22 protein-coding genes are annotated in these 19,071 nt (G+C 41.2%); 14 read left to right on the top strand and 8 right to left on the bottom strand.

Annotation, left to right across the window (positions count from 1 at the left end; all coding sequences use genetic code 11):
• Together BKK52_RS14205 and tal are read left to right on the top strand one after the other, a co-directional pair.
• Positions 1-172, top strand: a 172-nt coding sequence (locus BKK52_RS14205) for a transketolase-like TK C-terminal-containing protein (protein WP_167367920.1), incomplete at its 5' end; no start/stop codon positions are given.
• A gap of 59 nt (positions 173-231) precedes the next feature.
• Positions 232-1,182, top strand: a complete 951-nt coding sequence (gene tal, locus BKK52_RS03800; protein WP_370597054.1) for a transaldolase — start codon at positions 232-234, stop codon at positions 1,180-1,182.
• A 98-nt stretch (positions 1,183-1,280) separates the two neighbouring features.
• Here the strand turns inward: tal and BKK52_RS03805 are convergent, their stop codons facing one another.
• On the bottom strand, positions 1,281-2,837 hold the full coding sequence (locus BKK52_RS03805) for a phosphoethanolamine transferase (protein WP_077421199.1): 1,557 nt from the start codon (positions 2,835-2,837) through the stop codon (positions 1,281-1,283).
• 130 nt (positions 2,838-2,967) lie between these two features.
• On the opposite strand from BKK52_RS03805, the gene pyrH reads away from it, so the two are divergent.
• Positions 2,968-3,681 carry a UMP kinase gene (pyrH, locus tag BKK52_RS03810; RefSeq protein ID WP_077417715.1) on the top strand — a complete coding sequence of 238 codons (714 nt, stop codon included), beginning with the start codon at positions 2,968-2,970 and terminating at the stop codon, positions 3,679-3,681.
• A gap of 56 nt (positions 3,682-3,737) precedes the next feature.
• Here pyrH and BKK52_RS03815 read toward each other — a convergent pair whose 3' ends face one another.
• The 3 genes from BKK52_RS03815 to BKK52_RS03825 all read right to left on the bottom strand — a co-directional run bounded on the left by BKK52_RS03815 (position 3,738) and on the right by BKK52_RS03825 (position 6,135).
• Positions 3,738-4,283, bottom strand: coding sequence for a YggT family protein (locus BKK52_RS03815; RefSeq protein WP_077421198.1), 546 nt, complete (start codon positions 4,281-4,283; stop codon positions 3,738-3,740).
• Entirely contained in the window at positions 4,283-5,230 is a 948-nt protein-coding gene (gene corA, locus BKK52_RS03820) for a magnesium/cobalt transporter CorA (protein WP_077417240.1), read from the bottom strand. The genes BKK52_RS03815 and corA overlap by 1 nt, the downstream gene beginning before the upstream one ends.
• A 305-nt stretch (positions 5,231-5,535) precedes the next feature.
• Positions 5,536-6,135: a YajG family lipoprotein gene (locus BKK52_RS03825; RefSeq protein WP_077477961.1), complete on the bottom strand. Its 600-nt coding sequence runs from the start codon at positions 6,133-6,135 to the stop codon at positions 5,536-5,538.
• Positions 6,136-6,227: 92 nt separating this feature from the next.
• On the opposite strand from BKK52_RS03825, the gene BKK52_RS03830 reads away from it, so the two are divergent.
• From BKK52_RS03830 to mnmA, 11 genes are all read left to right on the top strand, one after another.
• On the top strand, positions 6,228-6,539 hold the full coding sequence (locus BKK52_RS03830) for a BolA family protein (protein ID WP_077417244.1): 312 nt from the start codon (positions 6,228-6,230) through the stop codon (positions 6,537-6,539).
• Between the two features lie 326 nt (positions 6,540-6,865).
• Positions 6,866-8,209 (top strand): Na(+)-translocating NADH-quinone reductase subunit A, encoded by a 1,344-nt coding sequence (locus BKK52_RS03835; RefSeq protein ID WP_077477963.1) that lies wholly within the window; start codon positions 6,866-6,868, stop codon positions 8,207-8,209.
• A 2-nt stretch (positions 8,210-8,211) separates the two neighbouring features.
• A complete protein-coding gene (locus tag BKK52_RS03840; RefSeq protein ID WP_077477965.1) occupies positions 8,212-9,447 on the top strand; it encodes an NADH:ubiquinone reductase (Na(+)-transporting) subunit B in 1,236 nt (411 codons plus the stop codon).
• Complete coding sequence (locus BKK52_RS03845) at positions 9,440-10,174, top strand: Na(+)-translocating NADH-quinone reductase subunit C (protein ID WP_077477967.1); 735 nt, start codon at positions 9,440-9,442, stop codon at positions 10,172-10,174. The genes BKK52_RS03840 and BKK52_RS03845 overlap by 8 nt, the downstream gene beginning before the upstream one ends.
• Complete coding sequence (locus BKK52_RS03850) at positions 10,174-10,800, top strand: NADH:ubiquinone reductase (Na(+)-transporting) subunit D (RefSeq protein WP_077477969.1); 627 nt, start codon at positions 10,174-10,176, stop codon at positions 10,798-10,800. Before BKK52_RS03845 ends, BKK52_RS03850 begins: the two co-directional genes overlap by 1 nt.
• A gap of 3 nt (positions 10,801-10,803) precedes the next feature.
• Positions 10,804-11,403, top strand: a complete 600-nt coding sequence (gene nqrE, locus BKK52_RS03855; protein WP_077477971.1) for an NADH:ubiquinone reductase (Na(+)-transporting) subunit E — start codon at positions 10,804-10,806, stop codon at positions 11,401-11,403.
• Positions 11,404-11,415: 12 nt separating this feature from the next.
• Positions 11,416-12,651, top strand: a complete 1,236-nt coding sequence (nqrF, locus tag BKK52_RS03860; protein ID WP_077477973.1) for an NADH:ubiquinone reductase (Na(+)-transporting) subunit F — start codon at positions 11,416-11,418, stop codon at positions 12,649-12,651.
• A gap of 160 nt (positions 12,652-12,811) precedes the next feature.
• The gene (locus BKK52_RS03865) at positions 12,812-13,852 is read left to right on the top strand and encodes an FAD:protein FMN transferase (RefSeq protein WP_077421190.1); all 1,041 of its coding nucleotides are present in this window, start codon (positions 12,812-12,814) and stop codon (positions 13,850-13,852) included.
• 2 nt (positions 13,853-13,854) lie between these two features.
• Positions 13,855-14,115: a (Na+)-NQR maturation NqrM gene (gene nqrM / locus BKK52_RS03870; RefSeq protein ID WP_077421189.1), complete on the top strand. Its 261-nt coding sequence runs from the start codon at positions 13,855-13,857 to the stop codon at positions 14,113-14,115.
• 1 nt (position 14,116) lies between these two features.
• A complete protein-coding gene (locus BKK52_RS03875) occupies positions 14,117-14,671 on the top strand; it encodes a hypothetical protein (RefSeq protein ID WP_077421188.1) in 555 nt (184 codons plus the stop codon).
• Between the two features lie 42 nt (positions 14,672-14,713).
• Entirely contained in the window at positions 14,714-15,865 is a 1,152-nt protein-coding gene (gene mnmA, locus BKK52_RS03880) for a tRNA 2-thiouridine(34) synthase MnmA (protein ID WP_077477974.1), read from the top strand.
• Between the two features lie 184 nt (positions 15,866-16,049).
• Here the strand turns inward: mnmA and BKK52_RS03885 are convergent, their stop codons facing one another.
• Genes BKK52_RS03885 through BKK52_RS03900 form a run of 4 tightly spaced genes read right to left on the bottom strand, consistent with a single transcriptional unit; the run spans position 16,050 to position 19,016 of the window.
• Positions 16,050-17,231 carry a glutathionylspermidine synthase family protein gene (locus BKK52_RS03885; protein WP_077477976.1) on the bottom strand — a complete coding sequence of 394 codons (1,182 nt, stop codon included), beginning with the start codon at positions 17,229-17,231 and terminating at the stop codon, positions 16,050-16,052.
• 1 nt (position 17,232) lies between these two features.
• Entirely contained in the window at positions 17,233-17,895 is a 663-nt protein-coding gene (locus BKK52_RS03890) for a hypothetical protein (RefSeq protein WP_077477978.1), read from the bottom strand.
• On the bottom strand, positions 17,892-18,596 hold the full coding sequence (locus BKK52_RS03895; RefSeq protein ID WP_077473926.1) for an HAD-IA family hydrolase: 705 nt from the start codon (positions 18,594-18,596) through the stop codon (positions 17,892-17,894). Before BKK52_RS03895 ends, BKK52_RS03890 begins: the two co-directional genes overlap by 4 nt.
• The gene (locus BKK52_RS03900) at positions 18,597-19,016 is read right to left on the bottom strand and encodes a DUF2251 domain-containing protein (RefSeq protein ID WP_077473927.1); all 420 of its coding nucleotides are present in this window, start codon (positions 19,014-19,016) and stop codon (positions 18,597-18,599) included.
• Positions 19,017-19,071 lie beyond the last annotated feature (55 nt).

A 19,071-nucleotide genomic window follows, 5' to 3' on the forward strand; every position in this document is an offset into this window, starting at 1 on the left:
ACGTGTGGCGATTGAAGCGGGCATTTCTGATTTCTGGTATAAATATGTGGGCTTTGGCGGTCGTATTGTCGGTATGAATTCTTTCGGTGAGTCAGCGCCTGCCGATCAATTATTCAAATTGTTCGGTTTCACCGTGGGTAACGTGGTGGCAACAGCGAAAGAGATTTTGTAATTAAATCTAAATACTGAATACTGAGTGTACAACAGACTAATAAGTGAAAAGGAGAAATTATGTCACAGTTAGAAATATTGAAAAAAATGACCGTTGTAGTCGCAGATACCGGCGATATTGAAGCCATCAAAAAATATCAACCACAAGATGCGACAACCAACCCTTCTTTAATTTTAAGTGCTTCGGCATTGCCACAATATGCGCCACTCATTGATGAAGCCGTCAGCTATGCCAAAGCACAAAGCAGTGATAAAGCACACCAATTGATTGATGCGGAAGATAAATTAGCCGTTAACATCGGTTTAGAAATTTTAAAAATCGTGCCGGGACGCATTTCAACAGAAGTCGATGCCCGTCTTTCTTACAACACCCAAGCTACCGTTGAAAAAGCCCGTAAGCTGATTGCACTTTATAACGCAGCGGGTATCTCAAATGATCGTATTTTGATTAAAATCGCTTCAACATGGCAAGGAATTCGTGCCGCAGAAATTCTTGAAAAAGAAGGCATTAACTGTAACCTCACCCTGTTATTTTCCGAAGCTCAGGCCCGTGCTTGTGCCGAAGCTGGCGTTTATTTAATTTCGCCATTTGTCGGTCGTATCTTAGACTGGTATAAAGCCAACAGTGACAAAAAAGACTATGCTCCGGCTGAAGATCCGGGTGTGATTTCTGTGACCAAAATTTACAATTACTACAAAACATACGGTTACAATACCGTAGTTATGGGGGCGAGTTTCCGTAATGTAGGCGAAATTACCGAGTTAGCCGGTTGCGACCGCTTAACCATTGCACCACCGCTTCTTAAAGAATTACAAGAAAATTCAACGGCACTTGTGCGTAAATTGGAATATAAAGGGGAAGTGAAAGCCAAACCACAACCACTGACTGAAGCTGAATTCTATTGGCAGCATAATAGCGATGCCATGGCAGTTGAAAAATTGGCTGAGGGCATTCGCAAGTTCGCTATCGACCAAGAAAAATTAGAGGCGATGCTCGCTGCGAAATTATAATTTTTCTCTCTCTTCTATTCCCTTTAATGCCGTGGCATTAAAGGGATTTTTTATGTTTTTTGCAAGGAATGTTGAAAGGCTTCGCTTAGATTGTCGGATCATTCAGGTTTAGGGCGAATATCGATAGCCGGATCCCTTTCTTTACGATATTTTTCGTTAATGCGTTTTTGTAGGCCAAAATCTTCTTGATCAGCCTCATTGGAAAATAAATTTTCTTTTTGCAGTTGTGGGTTTTGAATTCCTATCCAATTTGCAATGCCTTCTAAAAAATTCAATCCGGATTTAAACACCTTGTATTCTTTGCGTTCAGTATCATCAGAGGAAATTTTAAAAAGAGGCACATCGTGGTGTGCTTGGCTAAAACAGTTTTGATTAAATAACACTTGGTGTTTTTCATCTTGTTGGTGGCATAAGCCGTGATCTGAAAAATAGATCATAGAAAAAGTGCGGTGAGTTTTTTGCTCGTTTTCTTGAAGTTGCTCATAAATCTGTTTTAGCAAATCATCGGTTTTTTTTATGGAAGAAATATAGCAGTTTAAGTAGGCATAGCGAGGATCAATGTCTTCCTCTTTAAAAATTTTCGGGTAATCTTCCACCCGATCACAGGCGAGCGGGTGAGCACCGTAAATATGCAACACAATGAAACGTTTTCCCTGAATTGGCGAGGCTAACACTTGGGATAATTGGGGTAATAAATCAAAATCACTGTAGTTGGTGGAGTTGAAGCTGCCCCCCTTTTTGAGGAAAAGGGTTTCATCGGATTTTGAGGCAAGCGAGGATACCGGCGTATCGAATTCCCCTAATAACCCTTGATTTGATAACCAATAGGTTTTAATGCCGGCGGATTTCACCAAATCCACTAAACTTAATGCGTAATTGGGCTCCCATTTTTCTTTATTTGGCAAGGTGAGCATTAAACGTAAAGAGGCTACCGTATTGGTGCCGGCAGAACGAAAACCATCAATGAGCGTGCCTTTGGCATTTGACATAAAAGGCGTATTGTGAACAGGGTAGCCGTAGGCATGGTGATAATCTTTGCGTGCGCTTTCACCAAGGATGATGACATAATCATCGTAACGGGAATTTTCTAATGTGGATTTTCCCCAGTTATCCGATTGCGCCATTTGTTTTAATTTGTTCATTTCATCATAGATTTTGACGGTCGAACTGACGGTTTCTTTCATTGGTTCGGCAATGGGGAGGTGGTAGGCAAAGAGCAAAGCACTCAGCGTGATAAAGGCTTTGTTTCGATAATACTTAACCCCGAATTTGACCGCACTTTTATATTGCACAAGCAATAAAATCGGGATTAAAAAGGTGATCACATAACTACTGAACGGAATTTGTAATAAAAATTCTTTGGTTTCTAATAGATCCGTAGAGAAAACAGAGGCGATATATTGATAACTCGGTGCGCCAAAATTAAGCCCTGTTGGGGTGTAAATAGCATGGGCGAAAGCGAGCGGTAATAGAATAAAATAAAATGCCTTTTTGCTACTGCTTAATAGCAAAATTATCGCCCCGGTGAGCAAGATAAGTGCCATGCCGGGTTTTGGGAACAAACCTGAACCGATCAACATAAAATAGCCTGCGAGATTGGCGCAAGCAAAGACAAAAAGTGCGGTTAAAATGCGGTATGTTTTTGGTATTGTCATAGTTTTCTGCTCAAAACGAAATGTCGCTTATTATCCATTTTTCAATCAGAATTTCCATCTTTAACTTCTTCACTCTTGTTTCGTTATTCTATAAAATAAGCCAATTTTTTAAGCCAAAAAGGAAAAGACAATGAGCCAACCAATTTATAAACGTATTTTATTGAAGTTAAGCGGTGAAGCATTACAGGGGGATGAAGGATTTGGTATTGATCCCTCGATTCTTGATCGTATGGCATTAGAGATCAAAGAATTAGTGGAAATGGGCGTAGAAGTTGGTGTGGTGCTTGGCGGGGGCAACCTATTTCGTGGTGCAAAACTGGCGAAAGCCGGGATGAACCGTGTGGTGGGCGATCATATGGGAATGCTTGCCACCGTGATGAATGGCTTAGCCATGCGTGATGCGTTACATCGTGCGGATGTGAATGCAAAATTGATGTCCGCTTTCCAATTAAACGGGATTTGTGATACCTACAATTGGTCTGAGGCGATCAAAATGTTGCGTGAAAAACGTGTGGTGATTTTCTCTGCCGGTACAGGTAGCCCGTTTTTTACAACGGATTCAGCGGCTTGTTTACGAGGCATTGAAATTGAGGCGGATGTGGTTTTGAAGGCAACGAAAGTCGATGGGGTATATGATTGCGATCCGGCGAAAAACCCGCAAGCGAAGTTATATCAAAATCTTAGCTACGCAGAAGTGATCGATAAAGAATTACAAGTGATGGATTTGGCGGCATTTACGCTGGCACGGGATCACGGTATGCCGATTCGGGTGTTTAATATGGTAAAACCCGGTGCATTACGCAATGTGGTGTTGGGCACTGAAGAAGGAACGACGATTAGCTAATCAAATTGTCATACAAAAAACGGTAGAAATGATTTCTACCGTTTTTTGTTGGCATTTTATCCGGCAATGACCCAAAGCCCTTGCAGCAGATCAGTCAGTAAATTATTGATAAAAAGTAAGATAAACACCACAACCATCGGTGAAAAATCAATCACACCCAGTGTAGGAAGAATTTTTCTTATGGGTTGGAGCAGTGGAGCGGTAAGCTGATAAAAGGCATAGAAAATAGGATTATGCCCTTGGTGAAACCAACTGGATATGGCACTAATAAAGAGTACATAGAAAATGGCGACACCGATTGCTTTAAGAATACTTAACACACCTAAAATAAGCATGACATCAATGGCTAAACCAAAATAAAGCACGGATTTTAATGCCCCAAGCAGAAAAATGACAAAAAGTGCTGAGGTATCAACATTTTTGATAACCGGGGCAAATTTTCTCAGAGGTTTCAGTATCGGCTCTGTTGCTTTCACGGCAAATTGTGAAAGCGGGTTGTAATAATCGACCCGAGCGAACTGTAACCAAGCGCGTAAAACCAATACAAGCGCATAAAAATTGATAATCGAACCGACAAATAATGCGGTTTGGGATAATTCCATTATAGCCATCCTTTTCGTCTAAAATAAATGTAAGGGGTGAGGGCGGCGGCAATCATTAAACCGATAGCCATTGGGTAACCGTATTTAAAATGCAACTCCGGCATAAATTCAAAGTTCATTCCATAAGTGGAGGCAACCAGTGTGGCAGGAAGGAACATCACGGATACCACGGAGAAAAATTTCATGATTTTATTCTGCTCGATATTGATGTAACCCATTGCCGCTTGCATGAGGAAATTAACCTTTTGGAATAAGGACTCGTTATGAGGTTGTAAGGATTCAATATCTCGCAAGATTTCACGCGCCTGTTCCAGCTGGTTTGCCGGTAAACGGGTTTTGCGCACAAGAAAACCAAGGGCTCGCTGGGTATCCATCAAACACAAACGGACTTTCGAACTGGTATCTTCTTGTTCGGTGAGGGTGTTTAGCGCTTCATCAAAGGCTTCATCTTGTTTTCCGTTTAAAATGACACGGCTTAAGGCCTCTAAATCTGCATAAACATTTTCAATCACATCGGCCAACTGCTCGATTTTGGTTTCGAAAAGATCTAATAACACTTCATAAGAATTCGCTTCTAATAAACGCTGGCTACGGGAACGCATACGGTATAAGCGAAATGCAGGGAGTTCACGATCCCGTAAGGTGAACAAGCGTCCGTCACGAATGGTAAATGCCACACTGGCTAAATCCGCATAGTCGTTTTCATCTTCACAATAAAAGAATGAGTGAAGGTGTAAGCCGTCCTCGTCTTCAAAAAAACGTGCAGATGCTTCGATATTTTCCAATTCTAGGAAAGAGGCAAGGCTCTGTTCTAAGCTTTCTTGCAGCATTTCACGTTCTTCGCTTGTGGGTTCAAGTAAATCAAGCCAAATGGCATTACTCAGATTGGCTTGATCTTCATCAATGCGAACTAAGCGGGAATCATTGATAGCAAAAGCGTTGATCATTTCATACTCCTTTTGGGATTATGAACAGCTAACCGTGAACATATAAGAATGTCAAACGAATAAAGTGCGGTTAAAAATTGCGGTATTTCGTTTGGTTTAAAGATGCCGAAAATGGTAAACCTACCGACGAACTCTCGCCGATAGCCATTGGCATAAGGCGGGAGACTAAAGCGATATTCGGTATCGACTATGACTGTCCAAAGTGTGTGTCCTTCTCGTTAAAAAATCGGGCGAATGTTACGCTTGAAAGGGGAGTTCGTCAAGTTTTTATGGAAAATAAATGGGGCGTAATGCCCCAAATTCTATTAGCGGGTATATTGATTGATAGCAGAGGCAACTTCTTGATCTTGATAAATATTATTAACAATATCTTTGAAGGTTTCGCCCAGCACTTTTTGGATTTCATCATTGTCGGCATTAAAGGCACCGGATTGAGAACGTGTGGCATTGAAGGCTTTGTTATAGCTTCCGCTTGCGCCTTGCACATACACCATCACTTGAATTTTCGTACTGAGGTTGTAACGGAAGTTGCCTTGCTCAACGTTGGTGAAGAACGCTTTAACTTCAACGGTAACACCGGCGTTAGCATTGTTTGATTGACCGATGCGAAACCCTTTGCTCACTAAATTTTGTTGCATTACCTGTTGAAATAGTTGCGTGACACTAGGCGAGGCATTGAGTTTGATTAACTCACCGTTTTTTGTATAACTTGCCACATCTTGTTGTGGACGTGCATCTTTTGTTGTGACGTACACCACCGCAGATTGATTAACATTCAACGAAGCGGTTGGGGCTGGTGGGGTAAAGGTGAGGGTATTCGATTGGGCTTGGCAGCCGGCAAGGAAAAGGGTCACTACGGCAACGCTCACAGCGGATAATGTTTTGATTTTGTTTGTCAGTTTCATAATTTCCTCAATGGATTGAATTGAACTGTGCTATTCTTACAGACTTAATTGCGGATGTATAGCGTTTCTACAAAATTTATTGGAGATTGAAGATGTCAAAACAACAGGCTTTGTTAGCAAAAATTCACACGGAATTTCGACCGCACTTTGTGGCGGTAGAAAATGAAAGTCATCTACATAGCTCAGGGAGAGGGGCAGATTCACATTTCAAATTTGTCATTGTGAGTGACATCTTTGAGGGGATGTCCAGAGTACAACGTCATCAAACGGTCTATCAATTATTTGCTGATGATCTAAAAAATGGGATTCACGCCTTGGCGCTACATCTTTACACAAAAGAGGAATGGATGGCTCGTGGCGAAGTATTCCCGTCTTCACCGAATTGTAGTGGTGTCGGACTATAAGTTTATCCTTTAAATATATTATGGCGTAACCATTTATGTGTATATTTAAAAAAGTTCACAAAATTTTCACAAAAAATACGCCTTAAGGTGGAATGAAAAGCGGATTTTCGCTAGAATGGGGCGTTTAAATTTTATATTTGCAACTTTGGGCAGAGTAGTGATTTTTTGTCTGCCTAAAAATTAAACAGATTTGAGTTTTTTAAATTATGTGCCAGTTACGAATGCTTTGATTTTTTAGCATTTTCTGTCACGCTCAAACACGAGATTGCATTTAGGTCTGCTTATTTGCAATCGTATTTTTAACCTTGAAAAGTAGTGCAAACAGTATGATTACAATTAAGAAAGGCTTGGATCTTCCTATTGCAGGAAAACCGGCACAAGTAATCCACAACGGCAATGTTGTGAATCAAGTTGCGATTCTTGGTGAGGAGTATGTGGGGATGCGTCCTTCCATGAAGGTACGCGAAGGTGATGTTGTTAAGAAAGGTCAAGTGCTTTTTGAAGACAAGAAAAATCCTGGCGTGGTTTTTACAGCCCCAGCAAGTGGTACTATCACTGCGATTAATCGTGGCGAAAAACGTGTATTACAATCTGTGGTCATTGATGTAAAAGGAGATGAACAGGTCACTTTTACGAAATACAATGCAGATGAACTCAATACACTTTCTTCCGAACAAGTGAAACAAAACTTGGTGGAATCCGGTCTTTGGACGGCATTTCGCACACGTCCATTTAGCAAAATTCCGGTCATTGAAAGTGAACCTTCCTCTATTTTTGTCAATGCGATGGATACTAATCCATTGGCGGCTAATCCCGAAATCGTGTTAAAAGATTATGGGCAAGATTTCATTAATGGTTTAACCGTATTAAGCCGTTTATTTCCAAGCAAGCCATTACATCTGTGTAAAGCAGGTGAGGCGAGTATCCCAACCGTAGAGTTATCAAATCTTCAGGTTCATGATTTTGGTGGCGTTCATCCGGCTGGTTTAGTGGGAACACATATTCACTTTATCGATCCTGTTGGTGTACATAAAGCTGTATGGCATCTCAATTATCAAGATGTGATTGCTATTGGTAAATTATTTACCACCGGTGAGCTTTACGTTGATCGTGTGATTTCTCTTGCCGGTCCACAAGTCAAAGAGCCTCGTTTAATTCGTACGTTAATTGGCGCAAACCTTTCTCAATTAACTGAAAATGAGCTTAATGCGGGTGAAAATCGTGTCATTTCCGGTTCTGTACTTTGCGGTAACACGGCAAAAGGCGTGCATGACTATCTAGGTCGTTATGCCCTACAAGTTTCTGTGCTTGCAGAAGGGAATAATAAGGAATTCTTTGGTTGGATTACACCGCAGCCGAATAAATATTCCATTACCCGTACCGTATTAGGCCATTTTGGTAAAAAACTCTTCAACTTTACCACTGCAGAAAATGGTGGTGAGCGTGCCATGGTGCCAATCGGCAACTATGAGCGTGTCATGCCGTTAGATATTTTACCGACTTTATTGTTGCGTGATTTGATCGCCGGTGATACAGACGGTGCTCAAGCATTGGGTTGTTTAGAGTTGGATGAAGAAGATTTAGCGCTTTGTTCATTTGTTTGCCCGGGCAAATATGAATATGGCTCAATCTTACGTCAGGCTTTGGAAAAGATTGAGAAGGAAGGTTAGAAATGGGTTTAAAAAATCTTTTAGAAAAAATGGAACCCGCGTTTTTACCAGGGGGTAAATACAGCAAGCTTTATCCGATCTTTGAATCGATTTATACCTTGCTTTATACCCCGGGTACGGTAACGCATAAAAACACGCATGTTCGTGATGCGTTAGACTCAAAACGTATGATGATCACCGTGTTCCTCGCACTGTTTCCTGCGATTTTTTATGGTATGTACAATGTGGGTAACCAAGCAATCCCTGCATTAAATCAATTAGGTAATTTAGAGCAATTAATTGCAACGGATTGGCATTATGCCCTCGCCAATGGTTTAGGGTTAGATTTAACCTTAAATGCAGGGTGGGGAAGCAAAATGGCGTTAGGGGCAATTTTCTTCCTACCGATTTACTTAGTGGTCTTCACTGTTTGTACCATTTGGGAATTATTGTTCTCTGTGGTTCGTGGTCATGAAGTCAATGAAGGGATGTTTGTTTCTACCATCCTTTTTGCCTTAATTGTTCCACCAACCTTACCTTTATGGCAGGCCGCATTAGGTATCAGTTTCGGTATCGTGGTGGCAAAAGAGATCTTCGGTGGCGTTGGGCGTAACTTTATGAACCCGGCATTGGCAGGTCGTGCTTTCTTATTCTTTGCTTATCCTGCACAAATTTCAGGTGATACGGTATGGACTGCGGCAGACGGCTTCTCTGGTGCGACCGCACTTTCACAATGGTCACAAGCCGGTCAAGGTGCATTGCAACATACGGTAACCGGTCAACCTATCTCTTGGATGGATGCCTTTATTGGTAATATTCCGGGGTCTATGGGCGAGGTTTCAACCTTAGCCATTTTAATCGGTGGGGCGATTATCGTTTTCACCCGTATTGCTTCATGGCGTATTATCGCAGGGGTTATGATTGGTATGATCGCAACCTCAACGTTATTTAACTTAATCGGTTCTGAAACCAATCATATGTTCTCAATGCCTTGGCATTGGCATTTGGTTTTAGGTGGCTTTGCACTGGGTATGGTGTTTATGGCAACAGATCCGGTTTCAGCCTCATTCACCAATACCGGTAAATGGTGGTATGGTGCATTGATTGGGGTGATGGCAGTATTGATTCGTACGGTCAACCCGGCTTATCCGGAAGGAATGATGTTAGCAATTCTCTTTGCAAACTTATTTGCACCAATTTTTGACTACATCGTTGTTCAAGCAAATATCAAACGTCGGAGAGCAAGAACAAATGGCTAAGTTTAATAAAGACAGTGTAGGCGGTACGATTCTTGTTGTATTGCTACTGAGTTTAGTTTGTTCCATTATTGTTGCTGGTTCCGCAGTGATGTTAAAACCTGCACAAGAAGAGCAAAAATTACTCGATAAACAAAAAAATATCCTCAATGTGGCAGGACTTTTACAAGAGAAAACCAATGTAAAAGAAACCTATGCAAAATTTATCGAATCACGTTTTGTTGATTTGGCAACCGGGGATTATGTTCCACAAGCTGATGCTTCTCAACAGGCAATTCCTGCCGAGCAAGATAAAGCCCGAATTCGTACGCGTGGGAAAACCGCTGAAGTTTATCTTGTTAAAGATGAACAAGGTCAAACCCAGCAAGTCATTTTACCGATTTACGGGACCGGATTATGGTCTGTGATGTATGGATTAGTCTCTGTCCAACCGGATGGTAATACAATTAACGGTATTACTTACTACCAACACGGTGAAACACCGGGATTAGGTGGTGAAATTGAAAATCCAAACTGGGCGGGTTTATTTAAAGGGAAGAAACTGTTCAATGAACAGCATCAACCGGCTATCCATATTGTGAAAGGTCAAGCACCAAAAGATGATCACAGTATTGACGGTTTATCCGGTGCAACCTTAACCGCTAACGGTGTTCAAGGTACTTTTGATTACTGGTTCAGCGAAAATGGCTTTAGTAAATATCTTGAAAAACTTCAAGCAGGAGCGAACTAATGTCTGGAAAAACAAATTTAAAAGATCTGTTATTAGCTCCTATTGCTAAAAACAACCCAATTGCATTGCAAATTCTTGGGATCTGTTCGGCATTAGCGGTAACAACAAAATTAGAAACCGCCTTTGTAATGGCAATTGCGGTAACCTTAGTAACCGGGTTATCAAACCTCTTTGTTTCTTTAATCCGAAACTATATCCCAAACAGTATCCGCATTATTGTACAACTTGCGATTATTGCTTCATTGGTTATTGTGGTTGACCAAGTATTAAAAGCTTATGCTTATGGTTTGTCTAAGCAGCTTTCCGTATTTGTCGGCCTCATTATTACAAACTGTATCGTCATGGGGCGTGCAGAGGCTTTCGCGATGAAATCACCACCGCTTGAAAGCTTTGTAGATGGTATCGGTAACGGCTTAGGTTATGGTGCCATGTTAATCATTGTGGCTTTCTTCCGTGAACTTATTGGTTCAGGTAAATTATTTGGCATCACGATTTTTGAAACGATTCAAAATGGTGGCTGGTACCAAGCAAACGGTTTATTCCTACTTGCACCAAGTGCATTCTTTATCATCGGATTTGTTATCTGGGGATTAAGAACTTGGAAACCAGAGCAACAGGAGAAATAATCAATGGAACATTATATTAGCCTATTTGTGAAGGCCGTCTTCATTGAAAACATGGCACTTTCCTTTTTCTTAGGTATGTGTACATTTTTGGCGGTATCAAAAAAGGTTTCTACCGCTTTCGGTTTAGGGATTGCGGTTACCTTTGTATTGGGTATTGCAGTACCGGTAAACCAATTAATTTATGCAAACGTATTAAAAGAAAATGCGTTATTAATTGAAGGGGTAGATTTATCATTTTTAAACTTCATCACCTTTATCGGGGTGATTGCAGGTTTAGTACAAATCCTTGAGATGGTATTGGATAAGTTTATGCCTTCTCTTTACAACGCATTGGGGATTTTCTTACCACTTATCGCGGTAAACTGTGCGATTTTTGGTGGGGTATCCTTTATGGTTCAACGTGATTACAATTTCCCGGAGTCTATCGTATATGGTTTCGGTTCCGGTTTAGGTTGGATGCTTGCCATCGTTGCCTTAGCCGGTTTAACGGAAAAAATGAAATATGCGGATATTCCGGGGGGCTTGAAAGGCTTAGGCATTACTTTCATCACCGTTGGTTTGATGGCGTTGGGCTTTATGTCCTTCTCCGGTATTCAATTATAAGGAGTGTAATCAATGAGTGGTTCAGTAATTCTTGCACTCGGTATTGCTGCATTTACCATTATAGTATTGGTCTTAGTGGCAATCATCTTATTTGCGAAGTCAAAACTGGTGGATTCTGGGGATATTACCATCGGTATTAATGATGATCCTGAAAAAGCGATCACCTTACCTGCCGGTGGAAAATTATTAGGCGCACTAGCCAGTAAAGGCATTTTCGTTTCCTCAGCTTGTGGTGGCGGTGGCTCTTGTGGTCAATGTATTGTGAAAGTAAAAAGCGGTGGTGGTGAGATCCTCCCTACCGAACTTTCCCACATCAACAAGCGTGAAGCCAAAGAAGGTTACCGTTTAGCTTGCCAAGTGAATGTAAAAGGCAATATGGAAGTTGAACTTCCGGAAGAAATCTTTGGTGTGAAAAAATGGGAATGTACTGTTATTTCTAATGATAACAAAGCGACTTTCATCAAAGAGCTTAAATTGGCGATTCCTGAAGGGGAAGAAGTGCCATTCCGTGCCGGGGGCTATATCCAAATTGAGGCAGAGCCGCATACGGTTTATTACAAAGACTTCGATATTCCTGAAGAATATCACGAGGACTGGGATAAATACGATTTATGGCGTTATGTTTCTAAAGTGGATGAACATATCATTCGTGCTTATTCTATGGCGTCTTATCCGGAAGAAAAAGGCATTATTATGCTTAATGTGCGTATTGCAACGCCTCCGCCACGTCAACCGGATGCCCCTCCGGGTCAAATGTCGTCTTACATTTGGTCATTAAAAGAAGGGGATAAAGTAACAATTTCCGGACCATTTGGTGAATTCTTTGCCAAAGAGACTGATGCGGAAATGGTCTTCATCGGTGGTGGTGCAGGAATGGCACCAATGCGTTCCCACATTTTCGACCAGTTAAAACGTTTACATTCTAAGCGTAAAATTTCATTCTGGTATGGTGCACGTTCTAAGCGTGAAATGTTCTATGTGGAAGATTTTGATACACTTCAGGCGGAAAATCCAAACTTCCAATGGCATGTGGCGCTTTCCGATCCATTACCGGAAGATAATTGGGACGGTTACACCGGCTTTATTCACAATGTGCTTTATGAAAACTATCTGAAAAATCATGAAGCGCCAGAAGATTGTGAATACTATATGTGTGGACCACCGGTCATGAATGCTGCGGTTATCAAAATGTTGAAAGACTTAGGCGTTGAAGACGAAAATATCTTATTAGATGACTTCGGTGGTTAATCAAAACACCATGAAAATTGACCGCACTTTATGATGAAGTGCGGTCAATATTTAACGCATTTTTGAGGGCGTATTGCATACGCCCTTATTGTTATTCCAATTACAGGCAAGCTGATTGAAAAGTCAGTTTGCCTATAATTCATCACATTAGGAAAGATAAATGAAGAAAATATTGAGCGGGTTGCTTGTCGCTGCTTTTGCTTGTTCATTGGTAGGCTGTAAGAAAGAAGCGGAAGTGATCACGCTAAGCGGTAAAACAATGGGCACAACCTATCATGTCAAATATATTGATGAGGGTACGGTAAGTGAAAATTCACAAAAAGCTCACGAGCAGATTGAGCATATTTTGAAAGACGTCAATGCCAAAATGTCCACCTATATCCAGGATTCGGAACTAAGCCGATTTAACCAAAATACCCAGGTGAACACACCTATCGACATTTCCACAGATTTTGCCAAAGTGCTAGCGGAAGCCATTCGGATCCATCAAATCACTGAAGGGGCGCTTGATGTGACTGTTGGACCGGTTGTGAATTTATGGGGATTTGGTCCGGAGAAACGCCCGGAACGCCAACCGACACCGGAACAACTGGCAGAGCGTCAAGCTTGGGTGGGAATTGATAAAATTACCCTTGATATGAGCGGTCAAACCCCAACCTTAAGTAAGGCTATTCCACAAGTTTATGTTGATCTTTCTTCCATTGCGAAAGGCTTTGGGGTGGATCAAGTTACAGAGAAATTGGAACAGATCAATGTACAAAATTATATGGTGGAAATTGGCGGGGAAATTCGTGCCAAAGGCAAAAATGCAGAAGGAAAACCTTGGCAAATCGCCATTGAAAAGCCTAATATGACGGGGGAAAGAGCGGTCGACAATGTGATTGGTTTAAATAATATGGCTATGGCGACCTCCGGCGATTACCGCATTTATTTTGAAGAAAACGGCAAACGTTTTGCCCACGAAATCGATCCGAAAACCGGTTACCCTATTCAACATCATCTTGCCTCTATCACGGTATTTGCCCCAACAACCATGACAGCAGACGGTTTATCCACCGGGTTGTTTGTGCTTGGGGAAGATAAAGCCCTTGAGGTAGCGGAAAAAAATGATCTTGCGGTTTACTTAATCATCAAAACCGAAAAAGGGTTTGAAACAAAAATGTCATCGGCATTTAAAAAATTGATGGAAACAAAGGAATAATCATGCAAACCTTATTTTTTACTCTCATCGCCTTTGTGGCGATTATTTTACTGATGTCGATTGGTTTTATTATCAAAAAACAGAGCCTAAAAGGCAGCTGTGGCGGCTTGTCCACTTTGGGGATCGCCAAAGCCTGTGATTGTGATAAACCTTGCGACACTCTTCAATCGAAATTGGACGCAGGTGACGAGCAAGCCAAAGTGGAATATGAACAAAAATTCGCCAATAAAACTGATAACAATCAATTTTATGAGGTGAAATAATATGATGAGATTATCAAAATGTTTCCATTTGTTATTTTTACTGATACTTTCCTCTTTCGCCTTTGCCGGTCATTATCCGGCAAAAGTTAATAAGGAAATTAATCTATATTATGATGCACCGGATTTCAAAAAAACGGTGATCGTGGTCAAAAAAGGGACTTGGCTCAATACCAAACCTATGCTATTTACAACAGAGATAGGTTATGGTTTAAGAAGCTTACATATTGCCGAACAGGATTTAACTGCTTTGAGCGATAAAAAACCATTAGAACTGGAACAGGGTATCCCCTTTGGAGAGATTAAAAATACTTTCCCAATTAAAGAAGTACGAATCACAAAAGATACATGGCTTTATAATAAATCCGTCCTAACTCAACCTAATGCTGAGAATTTAAATAGTGAAACGCCTTTTCTTCTAAAAGCAACAGATGTACCTTGTGAAGTTTTCCAAGAGGTGAGCGATAAATCGGGCAAAACGTTTTACGCAATATTTTTTAATGATCAAATCTTTTATATTCTAAAAGATGATACCTCGCTTATTCAAAACTTTAGATAACAACCAATGTGCTTCGCCTTGACCGAAGTTACGGGAGAATTTATGTTAATTTCAAAAACTTATAATCAATATTTCCCTCAACTTATATCAGAACAACTTGCCGAAAATAGTAAGAAAAAAGTGATTTGTGGAATGTCCGGTGGGGTGGATTCTTCTGTTTCTGCCTTTATTCTTCAGCAACAAGGCTACCAAGTGGAAGGCTTGTTTATGAAAAACTGGGAAGAGGATGACGATACGGATTATTGCACGGCGGCGGCTGATCTTGCTGATGCTCAAGCCGTGTGTGATAAGCTCGGCATTAAACTGCATAAAATTAATTTTGCTGCTGAGTATTGGGATAATGTCTTTGAGCATTTTTTAACAGAATACAAAGCGGGTCGAACGCCAAACCCTGATATTTTGTGTAATAAAGAAATTAAATTTAAAGCTTTTTTAGAGTATGCGGCAGAAGATCTCGGCGCTAATTATATCGCCACAGGGCATTATGTGCGCCGTGCCGGCGATGATGAAAATACACGGCTATTGCGAGGCTTAGATACCAATAAAGATCAAAGTTATTTTTTATACACCTTAAGTCATCAACAAGTGGGGCAAAGCCTTTTCCCGGTGGGCGAAATTGAAAAACCGATAGTGCGTGCCATTGCTGAAGATCTTGGCTTAATTACGGCGAAGAAGAAAGATTCAACGGGCATCTGTTTTATTGGTGAGCGTAAATTCAAAGATTTCTTAGCCCGTTATTTACCGGCACAACCGGGAGATATTCGTACTGTGGAAGGTGAGGTGATTGGTCGCCATGAGGGATTAATGTACCACACCTTGGGTCAACGTAAAGGTTTAGGCATTGGCGGCTTGAAAAATGCCGGTGATGAGGCTTGGTATGTGGTGGATAAGGATGTGGAAAAAAATGAACTTATTGTGGCGCAAGGCCATACCCATCCACGTTTATTTTCCAAAGGGTTAATCGCCAAACAACTTCATTGGGTTGATCGCCAGCCAATGGATAAACCCCTACGTTGCACGGTGAAAACCCGCTATCGTCAAACGGATATTCCTTGTGTGATCGAGCCTATTGATCATGATACGATCAGTGTTGTTTTTGATGAGCCTCAGGCGGCCGTTACTCCCGGACAATCTGCCGTATTTTATCTGGATGAAATATGCTTAGGCGGTGGGATTATCGAAGAACGAATCTAGTCTTTAAGTGCGGTGAAAAATAACGCTGTTTTTCGATATTATGTAGCAAATGTACAAAAGGAAAAAATGTAGGGGCATACTGCGTATGTCCCTATAGATAAACCTAAAATTAAATTTGTGTAACTACTAAGTAATTTCGGAAAAATATCTCGTTTTTTAACCGCACTTTTATATGCCATTTTTCTTATGGTACAAAATAATGAGGAACAAAATGGCTGTCGTTCCCGGTCACAGCAGTAAAGTCTTCACGTAACCCCATACCACAAGCCACATCGCCAATCACCCAAGAGCCAATCACCGGATACATTCCATCAAAATTTGGCAGTTCAAATTTTTGTTGGTAAATATAGCCCGAAGTATCGTAGAAAGCGGAATGTTCACTCCCTTTGGCGGCAAATTCTACGCCGTTGTTTTTTTCATAATAAAAAATATTCGCCCCTTCCCGACCGAGCAACGGCTTTTTCACCCAAATAGCTTTTCTGTCGGAAATATCAAATTTATTGAAATAAGCCGGCAGTAAATTCGGATGATTCGGATAACGTTGCCATAATTTTGCGAGTAATACTTTATTGCTTAATAACATTTTCCAAGCCGGTTCAATAAAGTGTGTGTTTGCATTGGGGATATATTGGGCAAATTCCGCACTGCTTAACCATTCCAAGGGATAAAGTTTGAAAAGCAGCTCAATGGGCGTATCGTTTAAATCGACAAACTTTTTACTCTCCCTGTTATAACCAATGTCTTCCACGGCAAGTTGATGAATATTCCATCCAGCATTGTAGGCAACATCCGCAAGATAATCTAAATTGCCCCAATCTTCCCGCCCGGCTTCCTGCATGGCACTGAAATAGAAATCGTTTTTTCCGCTTTGTTGTTTAAGAAAAGTGAAATGTTTAAGCAATTCTTCGTGAATCCAGTTAAATTGATCACGATGTAGAAGCCCCTCTATTTGTTCTAACCATTGCCATTGCACAACGGCAGCCTCAAGCAAAGAGGTTGGCGTATCGGCATTGTATTCAAACATTTTTAAATTTTCACTATCATAGCCAAAATCAAAACGTCCGTATAAATAAGGGGCTTGCTTGCGCCAAGCGTCTTCTATTAATTGTTTTTGCAAATCAGTAAAACGATAGTGAGCGTAATCGCCTTGTTTGATTTCATCGGAGACAAAATCTAAACACATTGCGTGCAATTCATTCGTGGTATCTTCGATTCGATCAATTTCAGCCAAGGTAAATTCATAAGCCACATTATCCGACCAATAATGGGAACCGTCACCGGAAGGCAAATTATAATAATCAAACCCAACATCCAACAGTTGTTGCACCATATCCGGACGGGTTGGAAAGCCGGTTACGCGTTTCATTTTAACCTCCGCTACTACGGTTTGAATTGCTTGGGCTACTAAAACCGCCTCGTGAAACCGGTTTGCTGTTCATACTTCCCGCATTGCCTTTTACCAACATCGGTTTGCCTACAGAACGATTGGTTTGAGGTTGGATAACCTGTCCGCTCGGTGTAGATACCGCACGATTACTCGGATGATAGCTCGGCCCTAAGAAACTACTAATCGCACGGGCAGCCATATAGCCCATTACTCCACCAGCAATGGCTGAGCCTAAAGATGGATCGCTACTTTCCGCATTAGCAGTGGTTTCACCGTTTATGTTATTGGATTCGGCTGTCAAATTATTTTGGTTACCATTTTGCCATTCATCATTGGCAGTATTAGTATTAGTATTAGTATTGGTATTGGTATTGGTATTGGTATTGGTATTTTCACTGTTATTGCGTAAACCTAACCCCGAAAGGGAATTGTTATTTCGTGTTTGAGCTTGTTGATTCACATTAGCGGGGGTAGCTTGCGTATTTTCTGCGTTTTTATCCGCTTCGCATAACTCAATTCTTTTCCAATCGGCAAGACAGTCATCAAGGGAATGATACACATCGCGCTGTACCTGCTCTTCCGAGCAACCGCCAAGTAAGGCGACAATGGAAAGGGTAACGAAAATTTGATTTTTCTTTTTCATAATAGTAAAAGTTCAGTTAAATGATTAATTTCTAAGGTGGGTAACAGGGTTGCTTGTGGGAAATCAATAAGAGATTTATCGGATAAATTAATCCACACCGCTTGGCAACCGGCTTGGATTGCTCCCTGAACATCCGTGGTTAAATTATCGCCCACATGTAAAATTTCTTGTGGCGAAACATTGAAATAACTTGCAGTTTTGTGGAACAGATCTTCATGAGGTTTTGCTCTGCCATGTTCACCACCACGTAAAATCAGATCAAATTGTGATAATCCGATACGCCAAGGATCCACATTGCCATTGGTGATAGCCGCAAGTTTATAGTTAGTTCTTAAGGCATTTAAAACCTGTGGCGTATTTGGCGGAAGCTCAATTTGATGACGCCAATGCAAAAATTCATTTATCGCAAGGGATAAAGTGCGGTCAATTTCAACCGCACTTTTTCCCTGTGCTGCTAAAAATTGACGTAATGCCTCTTTTCGCCACTCCGTCACATCTTCGCTTAATAACGGGTTTTCTTGTGCAACACGTTCTTTCCAAACCAGCCACTCTGTTTCAAAGGTTGGACATCGGGTAAGCTCTTGGGTGAATTGCACAAAGCGTGAAACCGCAGTGCGAATCACCTCGCAGTTGTCATAAAGGGTGTCATCCAAATCAAAACTGATTACTTTGAACGGAGAGAGATTGCGATAAAATTTCATTTATTTGATGGTTTTCACGCCAAGCCATTGCTCGGCTTTGTCATTGGTGAGTTCTTCCCTTGTCCACATACTCATTAAATCCGCTTGTGGATATTTGTTGCTGTTATAACCGACTAAGCGGGCAAAATCAAATACGGCGTGCGGATAACCATTAATTAAAAGCAAGGCGAGATAGCCGCTTTCGTCCCAACAAATCTCCAATTTACGGGCTTCGTGATGATTTGAGGTGGAATCCACATTATAAACGTGCAACACATCCACAATCGGCTGACCGTTTTGACGCATATCCAGTGCGTAAAAATAGCCGGTTTCACCATCATCTTCAAACATCACCGCAAGGTAATCATAGACCGTAGAATGCGTGCCAACCTGTTTTGGCTGACCGAGAAAGAGTTCATCTTCAAGAGTGAGGTGGAGCATTTTCTTTCCTTAAAAATCCGATAGAAAAACACCGCACTTTTTTGTAAAAGTGCGG

The organism is Rodentibacter trehalosifermentans (assembly GCF_002000545.1).
GTDB classification, from domain to species: domain Bacteria; phylum Pseudomonadota; class Gammaproteobacteria; order Enterobacterales; family Pasteurellaceae; genus Rodentibacter; species Rodentibacter trehalosifermentans.

Coding starts and splice junctions, on each gene's coding strand:
- tal (WP_370597054.1), top strand. CDS start 232: ATGTCACAGTTAGAAATATTGAAAAAAATGACCGTTGTAGTCGCAGAT.
- BKK52_RS03805 (WP_077421199.1), bottom strand. CDS start 2,837: ATGACAATACCAAAAACATACCGCATTTTAACCGCACTTTTTGTCTTT.
- pyrH (WP_077417715.1), top strand. CDS start 2,968: ATGAGCCAACCAATTTATAAACGTATTTTATTGAAGTTAAGCGGTGAA.
- BKK52_RS03815 (WP_077421198.1), bottom strand. CDS start 4,283: ATGGAATTATCCCAAACCGCATTATTTGTCGGTTCGATTATCAATTTT.
- corA (WP_077417240.1), bottom strand. CDS start 5,230: ATGATCAACGCTTTTGCTATCAATGATTCCCGCTTAGTTCGCATTGAT.
- BKK52_RS03825 (WP_077477961.1), bottom strand. CDS start 6,135: ATGAAACTGACAAACAAAATCAAAACATTATCCGCTGTGAGCGTTGCC.
- BKK52_RS03830 (WP_077417244.1), top strand. CDS start 6,228: ATGTCAAAACAACAGGCTTTGTTAGCAAAAATTCACACGGAATTTCGA.
- BKK52_RS03835 (WP_077477963.1), top strand. CDS start 6,866: ATGATTACAATTAAGAAAGGCTTGGATCTTCCTATTGCAGGAAAACCG.
- BKK52_RS03840 (WP_077477965.1), top strand. CDS start 8,212: ATGGGTTTAAAAAATCTTTTAGAAAAAATGGAACCCGCGTTTTTACCA.
- BKK52_RS03845 (WP_077477967.1), top strand. CDS start 9,440: ATGGCTAAGTTTAATAAAGACAGTGTAGGCGGTACGATTCTTGTTGTA.
- BKK52_RS03850 (WP_077477969.1), top strand. CDS start 10,174: ATGTCTGGAAAAACAAATTTAAAAGATCTGTTATTAGCTCCTATTGCT.
- nqrE (WP_077477971.1), top strand. CDS start 10,804: ATGGAACATTATATTAGCCTATTTGTGAAGGCCGTCTTCATTGAAAAC.
- nqrF (WP_077477973.1), top strand. CDS start 11,416: ATGAGTGGTTCAGTAATTCTTGCACTCGGTATTGCTGCATTTACCATT.
- BKK52_RS03865 (WP_077421190.1), top strand. CDS start 12,812: ATGAAGAAAATATTGAGCGGGTTGCTTGTCGCTGCTTTTGCTTGTTCA.
- nqrM (WP_077421189.1), top strand. CDS start 13,855: ATGCAAACCTTATTTTTTACTCTCATCGCCTTTGTGGCGATTATTTTA.
- BKK52_RS03875 (WP_077421188.1), top strand. CDS start 14,117: ATGATGAGATTATCAAAATGTTTCCATTTGTTATTTTTACTGATACTT.
- mnmA (WP_077477974.1), top strand. CDS start 14,714: ATGTTAATTTCAAAAACTTATAATCAATATTTCCCTCAACTTATATCA.
- BKK52_RS03885 (WP_077477976.1), bottom strand. CDS start 17,231: ATGAAACGCGTAACCGGCTTTCCAACCCGTCCGGATATGGTGCAACAA.
- BKK52_RS03890 (WP_077477978.1), bottom strand. CDS start 17,895: ATGAAAAAGAAAAATCAAATTTTCGTTACCCTTTCCATTGTCGCCTTA.
- BKK52_RS03895 (WP_077473926.1), bottom strand. CDS start 18,596: ATGAAATTTTATCGCAATCTCTCTCCGTTCAAAGTAATCAGTTTTGAT.
- BKK52_RS03900 (WP_077473927.1), bottom strand. CDS start 19,016: ATGCTCCACCTCACTCTTGAAGATGAACTCTTTCTCGGTCAGCCAAAA.